The 15,567-nt window shown below is 58.2% G+C and carries 22 protein-coding genes and 2 tRNA genes; 7 read left to right on the top strand and 17 right to left on the bottom strand.

Going from position 1 to position 15,567, the window contains the following annotated elements; all coding sequences use genetic code 11:
• The coding region (locus tag B5M41_RS23850) for an integrase core domain-containing protein (RefSeq protein ID WP_230640319.1) at positions 1–216 on the top strand (216 nt) is incomplete at its 5' end.
• 190 nt (positions 217–406) lie between these two features.
• Here the strand turns inward: B5M41_RS23850 and B5M41_RS23845 are convergent.
• Positions 407–2,230, bottom strand: a complete 1,824-nt coding sequence (locus B5M41_RS23845; protein WP_134650886.1) for a DUF262 domain-containing protein — start codon at positions 2,228–2,230, stop codon at positions 407–409.
• A gap of 855 nt (positions 2,231–3,085) precedes the next feature.
• Between B5M41_RS23845 and B5M41_RS23840 the strand changes: the two genes are divergently transcribed.
• The 3 genes from B5M41_RS23840 (at position 3,086) to B5M41_RS23830 (ending at position 4,637) form a co-directional block, all read left to right on the top strand.
• The gene (locus B5M41_RS23840; RefSeq protein ID WP_134650885.1) at positions 3,086–3,331 is read left to right on the top strand and encodes a helix-turn-helix domain-containing protein; all 246 of its coding nucleotides are present in this window, start codon (positions 3,086–3,088) and stop codon (positions 3,329–3,331) included.
• A 69-nt stretch (positions 3,332–3,400) separates the two neighbouring features.
• A complete protein-coding gene (locus B5M41_RS23835; protein ID WP_134650884.1) occupies positions 3,401–3,625 on the top strand; it encodes a hypothetical protein in 225 nt (74 codons plus the stop codon).
• Between the two features lie 169 nt (positions 3,626–3,794).
• Positions 3,795–4,637, top strand: coding sequence for a DEAD/DEAH box helicase family protein (locus tag B5M41_RS23830; protein WP_230640317.1), 843 nt, complete (start codon positions 3,795–3,797; stop codon positions 4,635–4,637).
• Here the strand turns inward: B5M41_RS23830 and B5M41_RS23825 are convergent.
• From B5M41_RS23825 to B5M41_RS23815, 3 genes are all read right to left on the bottom strand, one after another.
• On the bottom strand, positions 4,603–5,079 hold the full coding sequence (locus B5M41_RS23825) for a hypothetical protein (RefSeq protein WP_134650883.1): 477 nt from the start codon (positions 5,077–5,079) through the stop codon (positions 4,603–4,605). The genes B5M41_RS23830 and B5M41_RS23825 overlap by 35 nt on opposite strands.
• A 97-nt stretch (positions 5,080–5,176) precedes the next feature.
• The gene (locus tag B5M41_RS23820) at positions 5,177–5,512 is read right to left on the bottom strand and encodes a hypothetical protein (RefSeq protein ID WP_134650882.1); all 336 of its coding nucleotides are present in this window, start codon (positions 5,510–5,512) and stop codon (positions 5,177–5,179) included.
• A complete protein-coding gene (locus B5M41_RS23815; RefSeq protein ID WP_134650881.1) occupies positions 5,509–5,787 on the bottom strand; it encodes a hypothetical protein in 279 nt (92 codons plus the stop codon). The genes B5M41_RS23820 and B5M41_RS23815 overlap by 4 nt, the downstream gene beginning before the upstream one ends.
• A gap of 335 nt (positions 5,788–6,122) precedes the next feature.
• Between B5M41_RS23815 and B5M41_RS23810 the strand changes: the two genes are divergently transcribed.
• Both B5M41_RS23810 and B5M41_RS23805 read left to right on the top strand, forming a co-directional pair.
• Positions 6,123–6,302 (top strand): hypothetical protein, encoded by a 180-nt coding sequence (locus tag B5M41_RS23810; RefSeq protein WP_209020888.1) that lies wholly within the window; start codon positions 6,123–6,125, stop codon positions 6,300–6,302.
• 12 nt (positions 6,303–6,314) lie between these two features.
• The gene (locus B5M41_RS23805) at positions 6,315–7,121 is read left to right on the top strand and encodes a hypothetical protein (protein WP_134650880.1); all 807 of its coding nucleotides are present in this window, start codon (positions 6,315–6,317) and stop codon (positions 7,119–7,121) included.
• 122 nt (positions 7,122–7,243) lie between these two features.
• Here B5M41_RS23805 and B5M41_RS23800 read toward each other — a convergent pair whose 3' ends face one another.
• The 13 genes from B5M41_RS23800 to B5M41_RS23740 all read right to left on the bottom strand — a co-directional run bounded on the left by B5M41_RS23800 (position 7,244) and on the right by B5M41_RS23740 (position 15,157).
• The gene (locus tag B5M41_RS23800) at positions 7,244–7,663 is read right to left on the bottom strand and encodes a PIN-like domain-containing protein (RefSeq protein WP_134650879.1); all 420 of its coding nucleotides are present in this window, start codon (positions 7,661–7,663) and stop codon (positions 7,244–7,246) included.
• 12 nt (positions 7,664–7,675) lie between these two features.
• Positions 7,676–8,356 (bottom strand): hypothetical protein, encoded by a 681-nt coding sequence (locus B5M41_RS23795; protein WP_134650878.1) that lies wholly within the window; start codon positions 8,354–8,356, stop codon positions 7,676–7,678.
• Positions 8,357–8,513: 157 nt separating this feature from the next.
• Positions 8,514–8,774, bottom strand: coding sequence for a pyocin activator PrtN family protein (locus B5M41_RS23790; RefSeq protein WP_134650877.1), 261 nt, complete (start codon positions 8,772–8,774; stop codon positions 8,514–8,516).
• A 288-nt stretch (positions 8,775–9,062) separates the two neighbouring features.
• Positions 9,063–9,138 (bottom strand) — tRNA-Phe (locus B5M41_RS23785).
• 173 nt (positions 9,139–9,311) lie between these two features.
• The gene (gene yacG, locus B5M41_RS23780) at positions 9,312–9,521 is read right to left on the bottom strand and encodes a DNA gyrase inhibitor YacG (protein ID WP_134650876.1); all 210 of its coding nucleotides are present in this window, start codon (positions 9,519–9,521) and stop codon (positions 9,312–9,314) included.
• A 1-nt stretch (position 9,522) separates the two neighbouring features.
• The gene (locus B5M41_RS23775; protein WP_134650875.1) at positions 9,523–10,143 is read right to left on the bottom strand and encodes a Maf-like protein; all 621 of its coding nucleotides are present in this window, start codon (positions 10,141–10,143) and stop codon (positions 9,523–9,525) included.
• A 90-nt stretch (positions 10,144–10,233) separates the two neighbouring features.
• Entirely contained in the window at positions 10,234–10,452 is a 219-nt protein-coding gene (infA, locus tag B5M41_RS23770) for a translation initiation factor IF-1 (RefSeq protein ID WP_004435948.1), read from the bottom strand.
• Positions 10,453–10,613: 161 nt separating this feature from the next.
• On the bottom strand, positions 10,614–11,075 hold the full coding sequence (locus B5M41_RS23765; RefSeq protein WP_134650874.1) for an arsenate-mycothiol transferase ArsC: 462 nt from the start codon (positions 11,073–11,075) through the stop codon (positions 10,614–10,616).
• 4 nt (positions 11,076–11,079) lie between these two features.
• Positions 11,080–11,556, bottom strand: coding sequence for a UPF0262 family protein (locus B5M41_RS23760; RefSeq protein WP_134650873.1), 477 nt, complete (start codon positions 11,554–11,556; stop codon positions 11,080–11,082).
• A 3-nt stretch (positions 11,557–11,559) separates the two neighbouring features.
• Positions 11,560–12,858 carry a histidinol dehydrogenase gene (hisD, locus tag B5M41_RS23755; RefSeq protein WP_134650872.1) on the bottom strand — a complete coding sequence of 433 codons (1,299 nt, stop codon included), beginning with the start codon at positions 12,856–12,858 and terminating at the stop codon, positions 11,560–11,562.
• Between the two features lie 45 nt (positions 12,859–12,903).
• Positions 12,904–13,344, bottom strand: a complete 441-nt coding sequence (locus B5M41_RS23750; RefSeq protein ID WP_134650871.1) for a DUF2948 family protein — start codon at positions 13,342–13,344, stop codon at positions 12,904–12,906.
• A gap of 151 nt (positions 13,345–13,495) precedes the next feature.
• The gene (gene murA / locus B5M41_RS23745) at positions 13,496–14,788 is read right to left on the bottom strand and encodes a UDP-N-acetylglucosamine 1-carboxyvinyltransferase (protein ID WP_134650870.1); all 1,293 of its coding nucleotides are present in this window, start codon (positions 14,786–14,788) and stop codon (positions 13,496–13,498) included.
• A 168-nt stretch (positions 14,789–14,956) separates the two neighbouring features.
• The gene (locus B5M41_RS23740; RefSeq protein WP_134650869.1) at positions 14,957–15,157 is read right to left on the bottom strand and encodes a hypothetical protein; all 201 of its coding nucleotides are present in this window, start codon (positions 15,155–15,157) and stop codon (positions 14,957–14,959) included.
• A gap of 148 nt (positions 15,158–15,305) precedes the next feature.
• Between B5M41_RS23740 and B5M41_RS23735 the strand changes: the two genes are divergently transcribed.
• Positions 15,306–15,380, top strand: a tRNA-Thr gene (locus tag B5M41_RS23735).
• The last annotated feature ends 187 nt before the right edge of the window (positions 15,381–15,567 follow it).

Genomic DNA, 15,567 nt, shown 5'->3' with positions numbered 1-15,567 from the left:
TGCTTCACGCCGGTCGCCAGTCCCCAGTCGAACGGAATGTCAGAGGCATTCGTCAAAACCCTGAAACGGGATTACGTGCGCATATCAGCTCTGCCAGACGCCGAAACGGCGCTCCGGCTCATCGACGGATGGATCGAAGACTACAACGAAATCCATCCCCATTCCGCACTCAAGATGGCTTCCCCTCGGCAGTTCATCAGGGCTAAATCAAACTAGCCGATCTGTCCGGTGAAATGGGGAGCACTCCAAGTACCGTTCTGTCTCAGCAAGATATTGATGAAACAACAAATAAAGCTGCAACACCGTTTCATCTTTCTTCAATATCGATTATACAAGAACACAGATCACGGCTCCCATATGATACCCAGAGGATTTCCCCCACTAGGTATCATACAGTGGATAACTGCTATTGTGGAACGCTCTGATCTGGATGAACATCCCATACCGATGCCGCCAGTTTCGCCAAGAATTCCTGCCTTTTTTGAATGGCGGCAGCGTTCCATTCAGGAAACACCTCGAGAGATTGTGCGGCGGTCGTTATTTTATCCGCTACCCCTACCTCGCCACTATGACTGCTCGCTTGGCAACGAGTCAGCAGGTATTTTGACTTAGGATATATTGTGGTTTTCGAAGAGTAGGATTTGTTTTGAATCGCACGGTTTATAGACTTCTCGATGAGAAGAAGATTTCCCAATCTTTGAATAAGTAGTTGATTGTTAGCGCCCTCGCCAAACTCCGTGATGGCCTCCATATCAGCTGAAGAGGGTAGAATATGCTCGATGTCATTGCCCCCTGCTGTGTATTCTAAAAGGTCATCTCGACCTTGACTTGGACCATATGCAAGTAAGTCGACGTACTGAGTGATCTTTGCTAATAGATAGCGAATTCGGAACTGACGAGCATCCCAATACTTCAGTGTGGTCATGCGCGTATGGAATTCTGGCGCAAGTCTGGACCGTTCATTTTTAAAGCGGATGTCTACGAATGTCTCAAAATTTTCATCCGAAGTCTTCCGCAATGCATGCGCCATTTCAACAATTTGACGCTCATAATCTTTGCCGGCTGTGCCAGTAATAAGCCAGACGAACATTGTCTTTTCGATTTCAGCACAGAGCTTTGAGAAATTGCTAGGCGATAAATGTCGACCGGCCAGCAGAATAATGAAGTGCTGCTTAATCGACTTACCGCCCAACAGTTGCGTGTTGCGGATACCATGCTCCTGTCCACCAGAGGCATTGCGGTTTGATACGAAATGGCCGTAAGCTTTTGCGGCATCTAAAAGGCTTTGCGCAAACTTCACGGGCTCAGTCTTATGCCCCGTCAATTTTTCGTTCTTCAAGAACCAGTCATAAATGACTTCTTCCCGCAGCTTGCTATCGACATCGAAGCTTGCCAACAAATAGTACCGGAGGAAGCGAAGGGGCTTCTCTCCCGCTCTGTAGATCTCGTCGGTGAGCTGTTTCCAGATATCCTTTAGTTTTGCGTATTCGCCCTCTTTCGCATTCATGAACAAAAGATTTTTCAACAAATCCATGGCATCGAGTCCGACGCCTCTGTCATTGATCGTCTCGAATATCTTCAAAGCTCTCGCGATTGTCGGCGTCTGTATACGAATAATCTTCACCTTGTTGGTCAGATAACCGTGAAACTTTCGGACGTTTGCAGGGTCGTTTGCAAGTGTCGTCGAGATGAATTCGCGGACCGTCTGGTAGGCATTGCCAATATTGCGAATTGAACGTGTCCGCTCTTTATTAGCATCTTTGCCCAGCCCTTGACCGTATTCTACGAGAATGCCGCCGGAATCCTCGTATTGAAGCTCAAGACGAAATCTCGAGACATTTTCACCCTGCCAATCAATCGTGCTTGATGCGATCTGGCTTTTGAGTTCTTCGGGTACATCCTGTTCGTGCTCTACCAAGACATCGCGCAAAGCACATAGAGTGATATAGGTAGTCGTAGTTCTCTGTTGTCCGTCAACTAACTCGAATACATCATTCTTATCTTTACAGACTACAATGGTGCCAATGAAGTATTCTGGGGCAAATTCTCTCGTAGCGCTTTCATATTCAGCATATATGTCTGACAAAAATTGATCGACCTCTTCGCCGCCCTCACCCTTGGGGTTTGTCTCTCCCCATACATATTCTCGCTGATAATCGGGCACGCGATAAAAATCTTGAAGCACACGCTTCAATGTCATGTCTTCAGAAATAATGCTCTGTTCAGCCATCCAGTCCACCTAATCCAAATATTCTTACTCTGCCCAGATGCATATTACTCGCCGTGGCTCACGGTTTGAATTTTTGAATTTCTCAAAACGCATCCCGCATAATTCTCTGTCATTTAAAAACGATGCGGAAACTCTCACAGGTTTTAACACCGCTCCGAATCGTACCCTGACACGCAGGCGTTGCAATCTTATTACTGCGTTATGCGAAAGAAACTCACACCCAAATTGCTCGACAATCTCCCTCCGGCCGAAGGCAAGCGGTACGAGGTCCGTGATGAATTGGTCACTGGACTGCATATCCGCGTATCGAGCGCTGGTGCAAAGGTCTGGTATTTAGCAACTCGGGTTGATGCTGTCTCACGCCGCATCAAGCTCGGAACGTACCTGCCCCTTTCACTTACAATCTAAAGGCCAAATTGGAATCGGCATGCGCTGCTATTCGCTGTCGCACGGGGGAAGGTCGCCATGCTGCGTGACATACTCCCAAATAAACCTTCGCTCCGCATAATCGAGGTAAGGGCGCATGATTTTGTCCACGGGATTTATGGCAAGAGGTGAATGCACGCGCACGAAAAGCGCATCTACTGCAGGGCCAACTTTTTGGTGGAAGGTCACGCCCCCCGCGTGCCCCTTTTTACCCGTTGAGGCAGAGCGATGAAAAGACCGAATTCGGTCACGCAGTCCCCCGCCTCCCCATGTCCGCCCGATATATACGATCTCTCGGATATCGCCTCTTGCAATAATATAGATGCCAGGAGCCTGCGGGAGCTCATAACGTCGAGCCCATTCAAACCATTCGGAGAGATAAAGTTCTGAAAGCATGGCCGACGATAAGAATTTTATGACTTATAGTCTATGGCGAAGTGTGGCGGTTCCAAGCGCCATGCGCACATGGACGTACGTGTGCGAGTTTCACGAAATATTCAGCGTTTGCGGCGCGAAAAGGGGCTGTCGCAAGAAGATGTGGCACACGCTGCCGACGTCCATCAGACCTATCTCAGCGGGGTCGAAGGCGGCAAGCGTAATCCATCCATTGATGTCCTCAGCAGGATCGCCAAAGCACTTGGCGTTGATATTTCAGAACTGTTTCACAAAGCGTGAGGGTTGTTCCTGACATCGGGCGTTGTGTCATCTTATTAGATGGGTCGTCTTGAACCGAAGGAGACGATCATGACCAACAAGGCACCCGAAATCATCAGCCTCAAGGCGCTGTGCGCCGAATTGAAGATCGACCCGAAAGAAGCACGCGAACGTCTACGCGATGCCATCCGAGATCCGAAGAAACATCCCGAGCTTGCGAAGGTGCATAAGCCGCGATCGCCGTGGCAGTGGTTGAAAGGATCGGCGGCGGCAGACGACGCACGAAATGTTATCGTCGGATCTATCGAGAAGTAATACAAAGGGGCTAACTCTACATAGAGGAGGCCCCTTTCCTCGTTTCATCAGAAAAATCGACCTCCGCCAGAATACCGCGCTTTGCCCATTTCCTCCCGATCGAACGCTCTTTAAGCTATGCAACCTAAGGAGTACCGATTCACTGCTGATTTTTGCCGGGGGGTGAGCATTGTCATTACGCAAGGAAGCAACAGCCAGGATCAAAATCAATCGGCTGCTGGAGGCGGCCGGCTGGCGCTTCTTCGATGACAAGAACGGTCCCGCAAATGTCGTTCTAGAACCGAACGTAAAACTGAAGCCTGAGCAAATCGAGAGCCTTGGCGAGGACTTTGAAAAGAGCGCGAAGGGATTCATCGACTTCCTGCTGCTGGACAAGGACGGCAAGCCGCTCATTGTCCTTGAAGCGAAATCCGAAGACAAAGATCCTCGCATCGGCAAGGAGCAGGCCCGCAAATACGCCCGCGCTCAGAATGCCCGCTTCGTGGTTCTCAGCAACGGGAACATCCATTACCTGTGGGACCTCGAGCAGGGCAATCCGACGGTTGTCTCTGCTTTCCCCGGCCCTAACGAAATCAAGGATCACTACGCTTTCGAGCCAAATGCAGAGCGGCTCTTTGCCGAAAAGGTTGAGCGCGACTTTATCGTTGTCACCCAAATGCCTGGTTATGCAAACGAGGCAGCATGGAAAAACGAGGCGGAGCGGGATGCTTTCGTCGAAAAGCAAAAACTCCGCTTCCTTCGCCCCTATCAGGAACGCGCGATCCAGGCGATACAGAAAAGCGCCAAGAGGGGCGCGACGCGGTTTCTGTTCGAGATGGCAACCGGCACCGGCAAGACACTTACGTCTGCAGCGGTGATCAAGCTTTTTCTGAAAACACGTAACGCCAAGCGCGTCCTTTTCCTCGTCGACCGGCTGGAACTGGAAACCCAGGCGGACAAGGCTTTCAAAGCCTATCTGAAGAACGACTTCACCTCGATCATATACAAGGAACAGCGAGTGCCATCGCCTTGAGCGCCGTCGTGACGGATTGAAGGCCCGTCAATTTCGTACCGCTCATCGCTGCGAGGGCGGCTTGCAGACCGACAGCATTCTTCACGGCTTTGGTGGCGCCGATGGCGGCTCGTCCGACCGTGTTGAACGCTAAGGCCAGCATCGACAGGGCGCCACCTCGACCCATAAGACCGATAAAGCGCAGGCTCGCCAGCGCGATACGAAAGCCCACGATTGCGCTCGTCGCCAAGATGACGTTCCGAACAATCTCAGGATTGGCCTCCGACCATGCGGAGAACTTGAGCGCGATCTCGCCGAGAGGAACGAGCAGCTTGTTGAGCGCCGGCAGCAATGAACCGCCGATCGTGAGGGCGATATCGCCAAGCTGCGACTTGAACCGCTGCAACTTGTAGGCAGACGTCGAACCGATGCTGCCGCTTCCGCCTTGCGGCGCCGGTTCCAATTGACGTCGGCCTTCTCGAAAGCCTTCTGAGCAGTGGCAAGCGCATCGTCGAACCTGCCCCCGCGCCCCTCATGCCGAATTTGCTCTTCAATGTCCTTCACTGCCTGGTAAGGACGTCCACGCGGCGGGAATTGCGGATTTCGAATGTGTCCAGCCCTCGGGCGTTCGATCCGCTCGGGACGAGGTAGCCGGCCGTAACAAGACGCTTCCTCGCGTCCACACAGGCCGCACTTGCCAGCCCGGTACGCTTCATCAGGACGCTGATGGGCAGGTACGGACGCGAGTGCCGCGTGTTCATGAAGTTGATCGCTGCCCGCATCACGGAAAGGCAGGCACCGCCCTTGCCAAGTAGTGGGTCGTTATCGACCGTTTCAAGAAGTTGAAATTTCCACGTCGCGAGGCTCGGTCCCGGGGTTTCTATTGTCGTTTTCACGTCGCATAGCCTCCGCACTGCGAGCACCGGAGGCGAGCCCGTCGACGAGACGCCGGAACGGTGACGGTACCCTCATGGCCGCAACCGTCGCATTTCATTTCGCGGGTCACCTTCGCGATCGCCGCCTCAGCCTCGGCTCGGAGGTCGGCCTTCGCCGGACGCTTCTTGAATGCCCTCGCCTTGGCGAAAAGGGCGCCGAGCTCGTCGGCGCCCTCCGTTCCTTGCCGGCGCTGCCGATCGGCCTGGCGGCGGCGCTCGTGGTCAACTCTGCTCATGTCGCGTCCTCGAGGAAAAAGGCCAGAAGCTTCCGGCGACTGACGACATAGCGCTCGCCGACCTGCTTCACGACGGGGAGATGGCCGGAATTGATCATGTGCCACTGGCCGGCCTATGCGGAGCAGGTTGCCCCCGACCTTTTCCCACTTTTTTCGATTTCATTTTTCCATTTTGAGTTGGATTTCTGGCCCCCGATCCGCCTGATTGCGCTCGACGGACAGTACAAGTTCTGAAACTATCCGCCCGCGAGGTCTGATCCTCCTTGTGATTGCGGATTGAGGGAAGAGCCCCGGGGTCTGTGGCCGGGGCTCTTCCTGCTCGACGAGGTGCCGACATGGTGACGAGAAAGCAGTTGGAAGAGATGGAGAAGCGCCGGCGGCAACGCCAGGCGGAAGCGGCAGAGGATGCCGCTGATGTTGCGATCTACGATGCGCGGAAAGCGGAACTGAAAAACACCAAGCTTTTGTCACCGGAGGCATCCATGGCGATCCTCCGCGGCCAAGTACATAGTTGATTGAGGTAGCGAGTGAAGGATCAGCTTCGTAACTCCCGCCCAGACAGGGAGGTCGGTTTGCCCGTCGGCTCTAAGCTAACCCTCTGGATCGCCTCGGTCGGGACCGTTCTTTGGTTGGCTGGCTGCTTTGTGCTCCTGCGGATCAAGTGCGACAACGGCCTTGCCTGCATGGCTCCGAACGAATGGGGCGATTTCACCGCCGGCGCGTTCTCGACCCTTGCGTTTATCTGGTTAGCAGTTGCTGTCATTCTGCAATCCACTGAGCTTCGTGAGCAACGCAAAGAACTCGCGCTGACGAGAGAGGAATTCGAACTACAGCGCGAGGTGATGAAAGAGCAGGCTAATGAGGCGAAGCGCCAAGCCAATCTTCTCAGTGCGCAGACTGACATTCTGAGGGAAGAGAACACAGATCGCCGTAAGATGGCATTGGTAGATCAGTTTGACGGAACGATCGAAGAAATTCGGTCGATGCTAATGTATGCTGGGAGAATTCAATTTCAGGTGCGCAGCCGCAAGAGCGGTAATGTCTCTTACCCGCATATTGGAGCGGGTTCCTCCGACCGCGAGAATGCGATTGCAGATTTCGTTAAAGAATTTGAACATTACCTCCCGTCTATCGACCTAGAAAAAGTTGAAATCACTGCTCCCCCGCGCGATGCTCGTACTCTACGGATTGTTTCGCGCCTCATCGACAAAGCAATCGAGTTAGCTCGCGACCCGAGAACCGAAGACTTGCGCACTTGGGCTGTTGTCAGGCTGAAGTTGGACGAATTATCCTTGATACTCGCCAGCCTTGACCTTGGCGCCGAATATCCTTGATGTGGCTATGTTACAATCTTTCGCCGAGTAACCGGCGGCGGATTTTTACTTGCTGAATGAATGCGTCGAGCAAGCGTTGGTACGGTCCGCGCTTTGCTTTCGCGCCTAAGTCGCCGCAGCCTTTAAAGAGGAAGCGAGCGGAGCTTCGTTATCCGCTTCATTGGTACCTCGTGCATCGAGGGCGCCGCGAGGATTTCAGTCAGGCGGATCATTTCAGGCCAGTGCCAAAGCAGAACCGCCGCTACTTGATTGAGTGGTGTTTTCTGATAGCCAGGCGCAAGTACAAATCCATGTAGCCCGGCTGATCGAAGCGCGGCGCGTTCGGCCGGATTTTTTAATATCCGACCGTCTCCGGAAATGAAGGTCCAGACCTCAGGAGACGCCCGAAGATACTCTATCCACTCAACGTCGGTTGAATTCCGGCCGTTAGGAAGGTCCGGGACGTCCCGGATATGAACAGCCGTGTGACCATAGTGGCTGATGAAGCCATTTAAGGTTGAGGCGAAGAGAGGGGCGGTACAGTTATCGAAAAGAACCTTCACTCACCGCCACCATCAATTCAGTGAGTGCTCAAAGTCGATTGCGCGCCGCACGGATGCCTCTGGCACATCGTATGCGATTGCCGTCTCGTCGACGCCAAGCTCCTTCGCCGACATCGCCAATACTGCCGTGGGCACGCTCGTTGCACCGTCGATTGGCTGTCCAAATGAGCGCAATGGGTCGACAACGATGTTGACGCGCCGCCCGGCCGGATACCATAGGCGAGGCGAGCCGCGGTCATCAAAATCAACGGTCTTAAGAAGCGGGTCGATGACTTCCTTGAATTCGTATTGCCGGCGGAAGAGATTGAGGAGACGTTCGCGCTCAACCCCGTCAGCGTCCTTCTCAAAAACCCTCAGGAGAATGCTGCGCCCATCGGTTCTAAATCTTTCGGCTGAAAGAGGGTAATCTTCACCGAGGACCTCGCGTGCATAATCAATCGCTGCGCGGACTTGGATCGAGGAAACACCGGCCCGAATGAAAGCATCAGCTACACGGATTTCCATGAGATCACGAAAACCGAGAATAGTCCTTTCGGCGTCATCCAGCTTCACGGCGGGCGTCCAAAGCGCAGGGTATTCGCGCCCTTTTAGCGTGTGACCACGTAGCCATCGCGATATCTTAGCCGGCGCCACATGCAGAAGCCTTCCAGCTTCTGCCGGCGTGTAAAGGCCAATTCCAATCAATCCATCCATCACATGCCCTCGCAGCACTGTTCGTCTCAAGACCACTGCGTCGTGTCAACTGCCTTGCGGCGAGTTTTCACATGGTCTCGCGCACAACCGCGATGATATCACGGCCGCAGTCGCCCCTTTCCATTATCCGTTAGGCCAGCGCCCTCAATCGAAACGGTCATCGTGAAAACGCCTCAAGCACGTCTTTCGCCACCTTCCGCCTAGCTTCGATATAATCGGCCAAGTCTTGTACATGCACCCCCCTTGCAGCCTTCTGGCTTTGCTCGATGTAGATGAGCGGGATTTTGATCTCGCCTCGCGTCGCCTTCTTTGCGAACTGCTCGACGCTCATGTGAGGGAAGAAATCTTTCACGACCGACGCGACCGGGATGATCGCGGCACCGTCATATTGCGCCATGAGCAGAAATATCGTCTTCATCAAGCGGCTCCATGTTATGCGGAGCCTAAAGATCGCTACCCTTAGCGCTGAGGTCCAGAGAAGGCGTTAAGTTATCCAGTTGGATGTATTCCAACCGTCGCGGCTCGGCGCGACGTGCAGGTCAGAAATCGCGGCGCCATGTTGCGTTTCATGTCGCACGGATTTGCCAAGTGTGGCCGGGAACCATTGAAATTCAAGGAAAATCAGTTGCAACACCAGGCAACATGAAAACACCTACTGCCTCAGATGCTTTGCTCGCAAACACATTGATTTCTTTAAAGAATTTAGTGGTGCCCGGAGGCGGATTTGAACCACCGACACGCGGATTTTCAATCCGCTGCTCTACCAACTGAGCTATCCGGGCATCCGGGTGGATTTCCGTTGGAAATCCTTGGGGCGCTTGGTTTCGCCCCGGGAGCGAGCGGGGTTATAGCATCTTGCAAAAATGTGTCCAGCCCCAAGGCCGGTTTTTTGCGGGAAATTTGAGACGCATTTCAAGCTGTGGAAAAGATTGCGCTTTTCCCTTTGTTCAGGCCGTCACATATCCTCGTCGTCGGCCTTGGCTTCGTCATCCGCGACGGGGATGGCATAGGAGCCGGAGAGCCAGCGGTTGAGATCCACATCGCGGCAGCGTTCGGAACAGAACGGGTAGTGCTCGCGGGCGGAGGGACGGCGGCAGATCGGACAGGGCACGGCCTTGCGCAGCGGCGCGACATTGGACGCGGCTTTCTCGTTCTCGCCCGCCATGTCAGGCATCCGCCCAGCCGGCATGCACGTCGAAGCCCTCGCCCGACAGCAGCGTCAGCGTCTCATAGAGCGGCAGGCCGACGACATTCGTGTAGGAGCCGACCAGCTTGACGACGAAGCTGCCGGCAATGCCCTGGATGGCATAGCCGCCCGCCTTGCCACGCCACTGGCCCGAGGCGAGATAGTTCTCGATATCGGTGGTCGACAGGCGCTTGAAACGCACCTTGGTGTCGACGACTTTCTGGCGCACGGTGCGATCGGGCGTGATGAGGCACACGCCGGTGAAGACGCGGTGGCTGCGGCCGGAGAGCAGGTGCAGCGCGCTCGACGCCTCATCGACCATCTCCGTCTTCGGCAGGATGCGCCGGCCGACAGAGACGACCGTATCGGCCGCCAGGATGTAGCTGCCCGCATGGGCCGGGTCGCCCTTGATGGCGGCAAGGGCTGCCTGCGCCTTGCCGGTCGACAGCCGGCGGGCGAGCGAACGCGGATGCTCGGAACGCTTCGGCGTCTCGTCGATATCCATCGGCATCAGGCGCGCGGCTTCGATGCCCGCCTGCGCGAGAAGTTCGACGCGGCGCGGCGAGCCGGAGGCGAGGATGAGCTTTTCGGTCTGCGCCATGAGGGCTCCGGGAGGCTCCGGGGTGCGCCGCTATTCGCGCGTCGGCCATCGGCCGGGCGGGGGCGCGGCCCCCTCGGCTTGCAAGAGGACTTACTTGAAACGGTAGGTGATGCGACCCTTGGTGAGGTCGTAGGGCGTCATCTCGACCAGCACCTTGTCGCCGGCCAGAACGCGGATGCGGTTCTTGCGCATGCGGCCCGCGGTGTGCGCGATGATCTCGTGCTCGTTTTCGAGCTTGACGCGGAAGGTCGCGTTCGGAAGCAGTTCCGTCACGACGCCGGGGAATTCGAGGACTTCTTCTTTTGCCATGTTTGAGCGATATTCCTTGAAGATAGATTCGGGAAGGTAGATTCGGGGCAGGCTTTATGGTCCGCCTCGGAAAAGTTGCCGGAAACTACACAATCCCCGATGCTTTGTGAACACCGAAGCAGCGGCTTTCTGCATTTGGTCTTATCCATGCCTCCGGCCGCTCAGCCGGGCCCCTTCAACCGCTTCGCAATCAGCGCCTTCAGGAACTCCCGAACCTCGCGATAGGCGGCGAGAATCTGGTCGCGCGTGCCGGTTGCGACTGTCGGATCGGGCGTCGGCCAGTACATGACGTCAACGGCCATGGAGCGGGTGAGCTCGAGCGCGGCGTGGTGGGCTTCCGGCGCGAGCGTGACGATGAGGTCGAAATAGTCGTCCTCCAGGTCTTCCAGCGACCGCGGCGCATGGCGGCCGAGCGACAGGTCGACCTCGCCCAGCACCGCATCGACGAAAGGATCGCGCTCGCCGGGGCGCACGCCGGCCGAGGCGACGTAGATGCCGGGCAGCATGTCGCGCGCCAGCACCTCGGCCATCGGGGAGCGCACGGCATTCATGCGGCACATGAAGAGGATCGAACGGGGCGTTCGCGGCGCATCGATATCGGGTGCCGGGGAAACGCCTTCCATCCGCTCACCCGCGCCAGTAGAGAACGCAGACGAGCGTGAACAGGCGGCGGGCCGTGTCGAAGTCGAATTTGATCTTGCCCGACAGCCGGTCCATCAACGTCTGGGAGCCCTCGTTGTGGATGCCGCGCCGGCCCATGTCGATCGCCTCGATCTGGCTGGGCGTGGCGGAACGGATCGCCTGGTAGTAGCTCTCGCAGATCATGAAATAGTCCTTCACGATGCGGCGGAAGGGCGTGAGCGAGAGGATATGCGTTGCGACCGGCTCGCCGCCTTCCGTGCGGATGGCGAAGACGAGCTTGGAATCGACCAGCGAGAGATGGAGGCGATAGGGCCCGCCGGCATGGCCGACAGGCTCGAAGGAATTTTCCTCGATGAGGTCGAAGATGGCAACGGCGCGTTCGTGCTCCACGTCAGGCGTGGCGCGGCCGATCGTCTCGTCCAGAACCACATCGCAGAGGCGGAAGTTGCCCGTCGCGGCCATGGCCTAGCCTTCCAGGTTGAGCCGGATGGCAACGGAGCGGGCATGGGCGCCGAGCCCTTCGGCTTCGGCAAGCGTGATGGCGGCAGGGCCGAGCGCACGAAGCTGCTCGGCGCCGAGCCGCAGGATCGAGGTGCGCTTCATGTAGTCGAGCACCGAGAGGCCAGAAGAAAAGCGGGCGGAGCGGGCCGTCGGCAGGACGTGGTTGGAACCGCCGACGTAATCGCCGATGACTTCCGGCGTATGGCGGCCGACGAAGATGGCGCCGGCATTGCGGATTTCCGCCATCAGCGCGTCCGGATCGGCCGTCGCGATCTCCAGGTGCTCGGCGGCGATGCGGTTGGCGAGCGGGATGCTCTTCTTCAGGTCCGGAACGAGGATGACCGCGCCGAAATCACGCCAGCTCGCGGCAGCGGTCTCGGCGCGCTCCAGCGTCTTCAGCTGCCGCTCGACGGCCGCCTCGACGGCATCCGCCAGGGCGGCGCTGTCGGTAACGAGGATGGACTGGGCGCCGGCATCGTGCTCGGCCTGGGCGAGCAGGTCGGCGGCCAGCCAATCCGGATCATTGTCGCCGTCGGCGATGACGAGCACTTCCGAGGGGCCCGCGATCATGTCGATGCCGACAGTGCCGAAGACCTGGCGCTTGGCGGCGGCGACGAAGGCATTGCCGGGACCGGTGATCTTCGCCACGGGCGCGATGGTCTCGGTGCCATAGGCAAGGGCCGCCACGGCCTGCGCGCCGCCGATGCGGTAGATCTCGTCGACGCCCGCAATGCGCGCGGCGGCGAGAACCGCCGGGTTGATCGCGCCTTCCCTGGCCGGGACGACCATGACGACGCGCGGCACGCCGGCCACCTTGGCCGGCACCGCATTCATCAGCACGGAGCTCGGATAGCTCGCCGTGCCGCCGGGAACATAGAGGCCGACGGCGTCGATCGCCGTCCAGCGCGAGCCGAGGCCCACGCCGATATCGTCCTCGTAGAGGTCGTCCTTCGGCTTCTGGCGGGCGTGGTGCTTCTCGATGCGCTGCGCGGCAAGCTCCAGCGCGGCGATGATCTTCGGATCGACCGCATCGAAGGCGGCGTCGATTTCCTCGAGCGAGACGCGCATGGAGGTCGTCGCGAAATCGAGGCCGTCAAATTTTTTGGAATAGTCGGCGAGCGCCTTGTCGCCGCGCGCGCGCACGTCGTCGATGATCGCGCGCACGATGGCGTTGACGTCCTCGGAGACCTCGCGCTTGGTGGTCAGGAAGGCAGCGAACCGGCTTTCGAAATCACTGCTCTGGTAGTCAAGTCTGATCGCCAAGTCGTCCGTCCCTGTCGTCTCCGGCATAAAGGCCGGCTCATGCTCTCAAACCGCTGGATGGCGGGGTTTCAAGCTGGTTTCCCATGCTCCGCCCGTATCTGCAAGCTGAACTTCGACGCATTCCACATCGAGCGCGATGGAGGCGCTGCCGGAAAGCACGAGTTCCAGCGTTCCATCCGGCCCCTCGCCGTTCGGCGTGAAGTTGATGGCAAGCAGCGAGAGGACCGCGTCCTTGTCCTTCCGGTCGATGCCGATCGAACGTACGGCATTGACGCGCTTGAAGGCAATCGCCGCCCGGCGGCGCTCGAAGCTCTTGCCGCGCGCCCGCGCCGCCTTTTCCCACACGAAACGGTTGACGACGACGGAGAAGACGTGGTGGCGGGCATCGTAGGCGAGGCCGTCGGTCTTGAAGACCGCGTCCTGCAGGTGGGCCGAGACGACGGCGAGATCTTCCGTGTCGAGGGCAAGCAGTTTCAGGCTGTCCATGGTCGGGTCCTTTGCGCCGGGCTGTGCGGCATCTCGAATAGTCGATCACGAAATAGGACGGCGCGCGGCCGACTGCAACGGCAAGGGGCGGAGCGTTTACAAAAACGCCCCGCCCCTCGTCGGCGTGTTCAATCTTATCGCTGCCGATCCGTCAGTCGCTGACGCGTTCGACGATGGCGCCGCACCGGGTGAGCTTCTCTTCCAGGCGTTCGAAGCCGCGGTCGAGGTGGTAGACGCGCGAGACCATGGTCTCGCCTTCGGCGGCCAGCCCCGCGATGACCAGCGACACGGAGGCACGCAGGTCTGTCGCCATGACCGGCGCACCGCGCAGGCGCTCGACGCCTTCGATCTTGGCGGTCTGGCCGGAAAGCGAGATCTTCGCGCCCAGGCGGGCCAGTTCCTGCACATGCATGAAGCGGTTTTCGAAGATCGTCTCGGTGATGTGCGACATGCCGTTCGACTTGGTCATCAGGCCCATGAACTGCGCCTGCAGGTCCGTGGGGAAACCCGGGAAGGGATCGGTCACGACGTCGACCGGCTTGATGCCGCCGCCGTTGCGCACCACGCGGATGCCGCTTTCCGTGGCGGTGATCTCCGCGCCGGACCGGCGGATCGCCTCAAGCGCCGTTTCGAGCAGGGATGCGTCCGTGCCTTCCAGCACCACGTCGCCGCCCGTCATGGCGACGGCCATGGCGTAGGTGCCGGTCTCGATGCGGTCGGGCAGGACACGATGGCGCGCGCCGGAGAGCTGGTTGACGCCTTCGATGGTGATGGTCGAGGTGCCCGCACCCGTGATCTTCGCGCCCATGGCGTTGAGGCACTTGGCGAGGTCCTGCACTTCCGGCTCGCGCGCGGCGTTGCCGATGACCGTGGTGCCGCGGGCAAGCGTCGCCGCCATCATGAGGACATGCGTCGCGCCGACGGAAACCTTCGGGAAGGTGTAGCGCGCGCCGATGAGCCCGCCAGCCGGGGCGGTTGCCTCGATATAACCGCCATCGATCTCCAGCTTGGCGCCGAGCGCCGCAAGGGCCTCGATGAAGAGGTCAACCGGACGCGTTCCGATAGCGCAGCCACCGGGCAGCGAGACGCGGGCCTTGCCTTCACGCGCCAGGAGCGGGCCGATGACCCAGAAGGAGGCGCGCATCTTCGAGACCAGCTCATAGGGCGCCGTCGTGTCGACGATATTGCGCGAGGTGAAGGTGACGGTGCGGGAGTAGCCCTCGCCCTGACGCTCGCGGCGGCCGTTGACGGTGATATCGGCGCCGTGGTTGCCGAGAATGCGGATGAGCTGTTCGACATCGGCCAGATGCGGCACGTTTTCCAGGGTCAGCGTGTCGTCGGTGAGGAGCGACGCGATCATCAGCGGCAGTGCTGCATTCTTGGCACCCGAAATCGGGATGATACCCTTGAGTTCGTTGCCGCCTACAATCCTGATACGATCCATGTGCGATTACGGGCCGGGCCCGCCTTTCTCGAAGAATATCGGCGTTCGGAGATGGCGGCCTCTTTAGAGCATCGCAAAAGAAAAATGAAGCCCGCGCCGGTCGCCCGCCTCAGGCGTGCCCCGGTTTGAAAAACCACCCCCGTCGCCTTCTGCTGAAGACAGGCTCGACTAACCGTCCGATTCGTCTTTTTTTGCGGCAGAGGGCGCAGCCGGCAGACCCATCGTCTCGTCGGCCGCCCCCGCGCGCCGGGCGCGCGCCTGCTGCTTGCGGCGCTGGAGGTTGTCGCGCAGCGTCCTTGCCAGCCGCTCGGCGCGAATCTCCGCTTCCGTCCTGGTCTTCCTGTCTTTCGTCTCGTCCTTGCCGCTCATGCCGTCTCTCATAACGAATTCCAGCGAACGAAAAAAGCGTGTGCCCCGACAGATTTGTTGCGACAATCGCCATTTCGCCGCTTGCACTGCCGAACCACCTATGGCAATAGGCCCTCGCTCACGCGAAACAGATCCCGTTTCGCCGGATGCTGCTATAGCTCAGGGGTAGAGCACTCCCTTGGTAAGGGAGAGGCCGAGAGTTCAAATCTCTCTAGCAGCACCATTTTTCTTCCAGAAATGCTGGTTGCTCGAACGTTTGCCGACAGTGCAATTCGCGACGGCGTTCGCCCGTGGGCGATATCTGAACGCGCGTCGGCGAAACTAGAGCATTTCCAGCCGAAGCGAAGTCGCTTCGGCGTCGGATAATGCGGTAAAACAGGAATCTAGAGCATTTCCGGTGAACCGGAGTT

Source organism: Shinella sumterensis (genome assembly GCF_004514425.2).
Classification (GTDB): Bacteria; Pseudomonadota; Alphaproteobacteria; order Rhizobiales; family Rhizobiaceae; genus Shinella; species Shinella sumterensis.
This window is presented reverse-complemented; position numbering and strand designations above follow the sequence as displayed.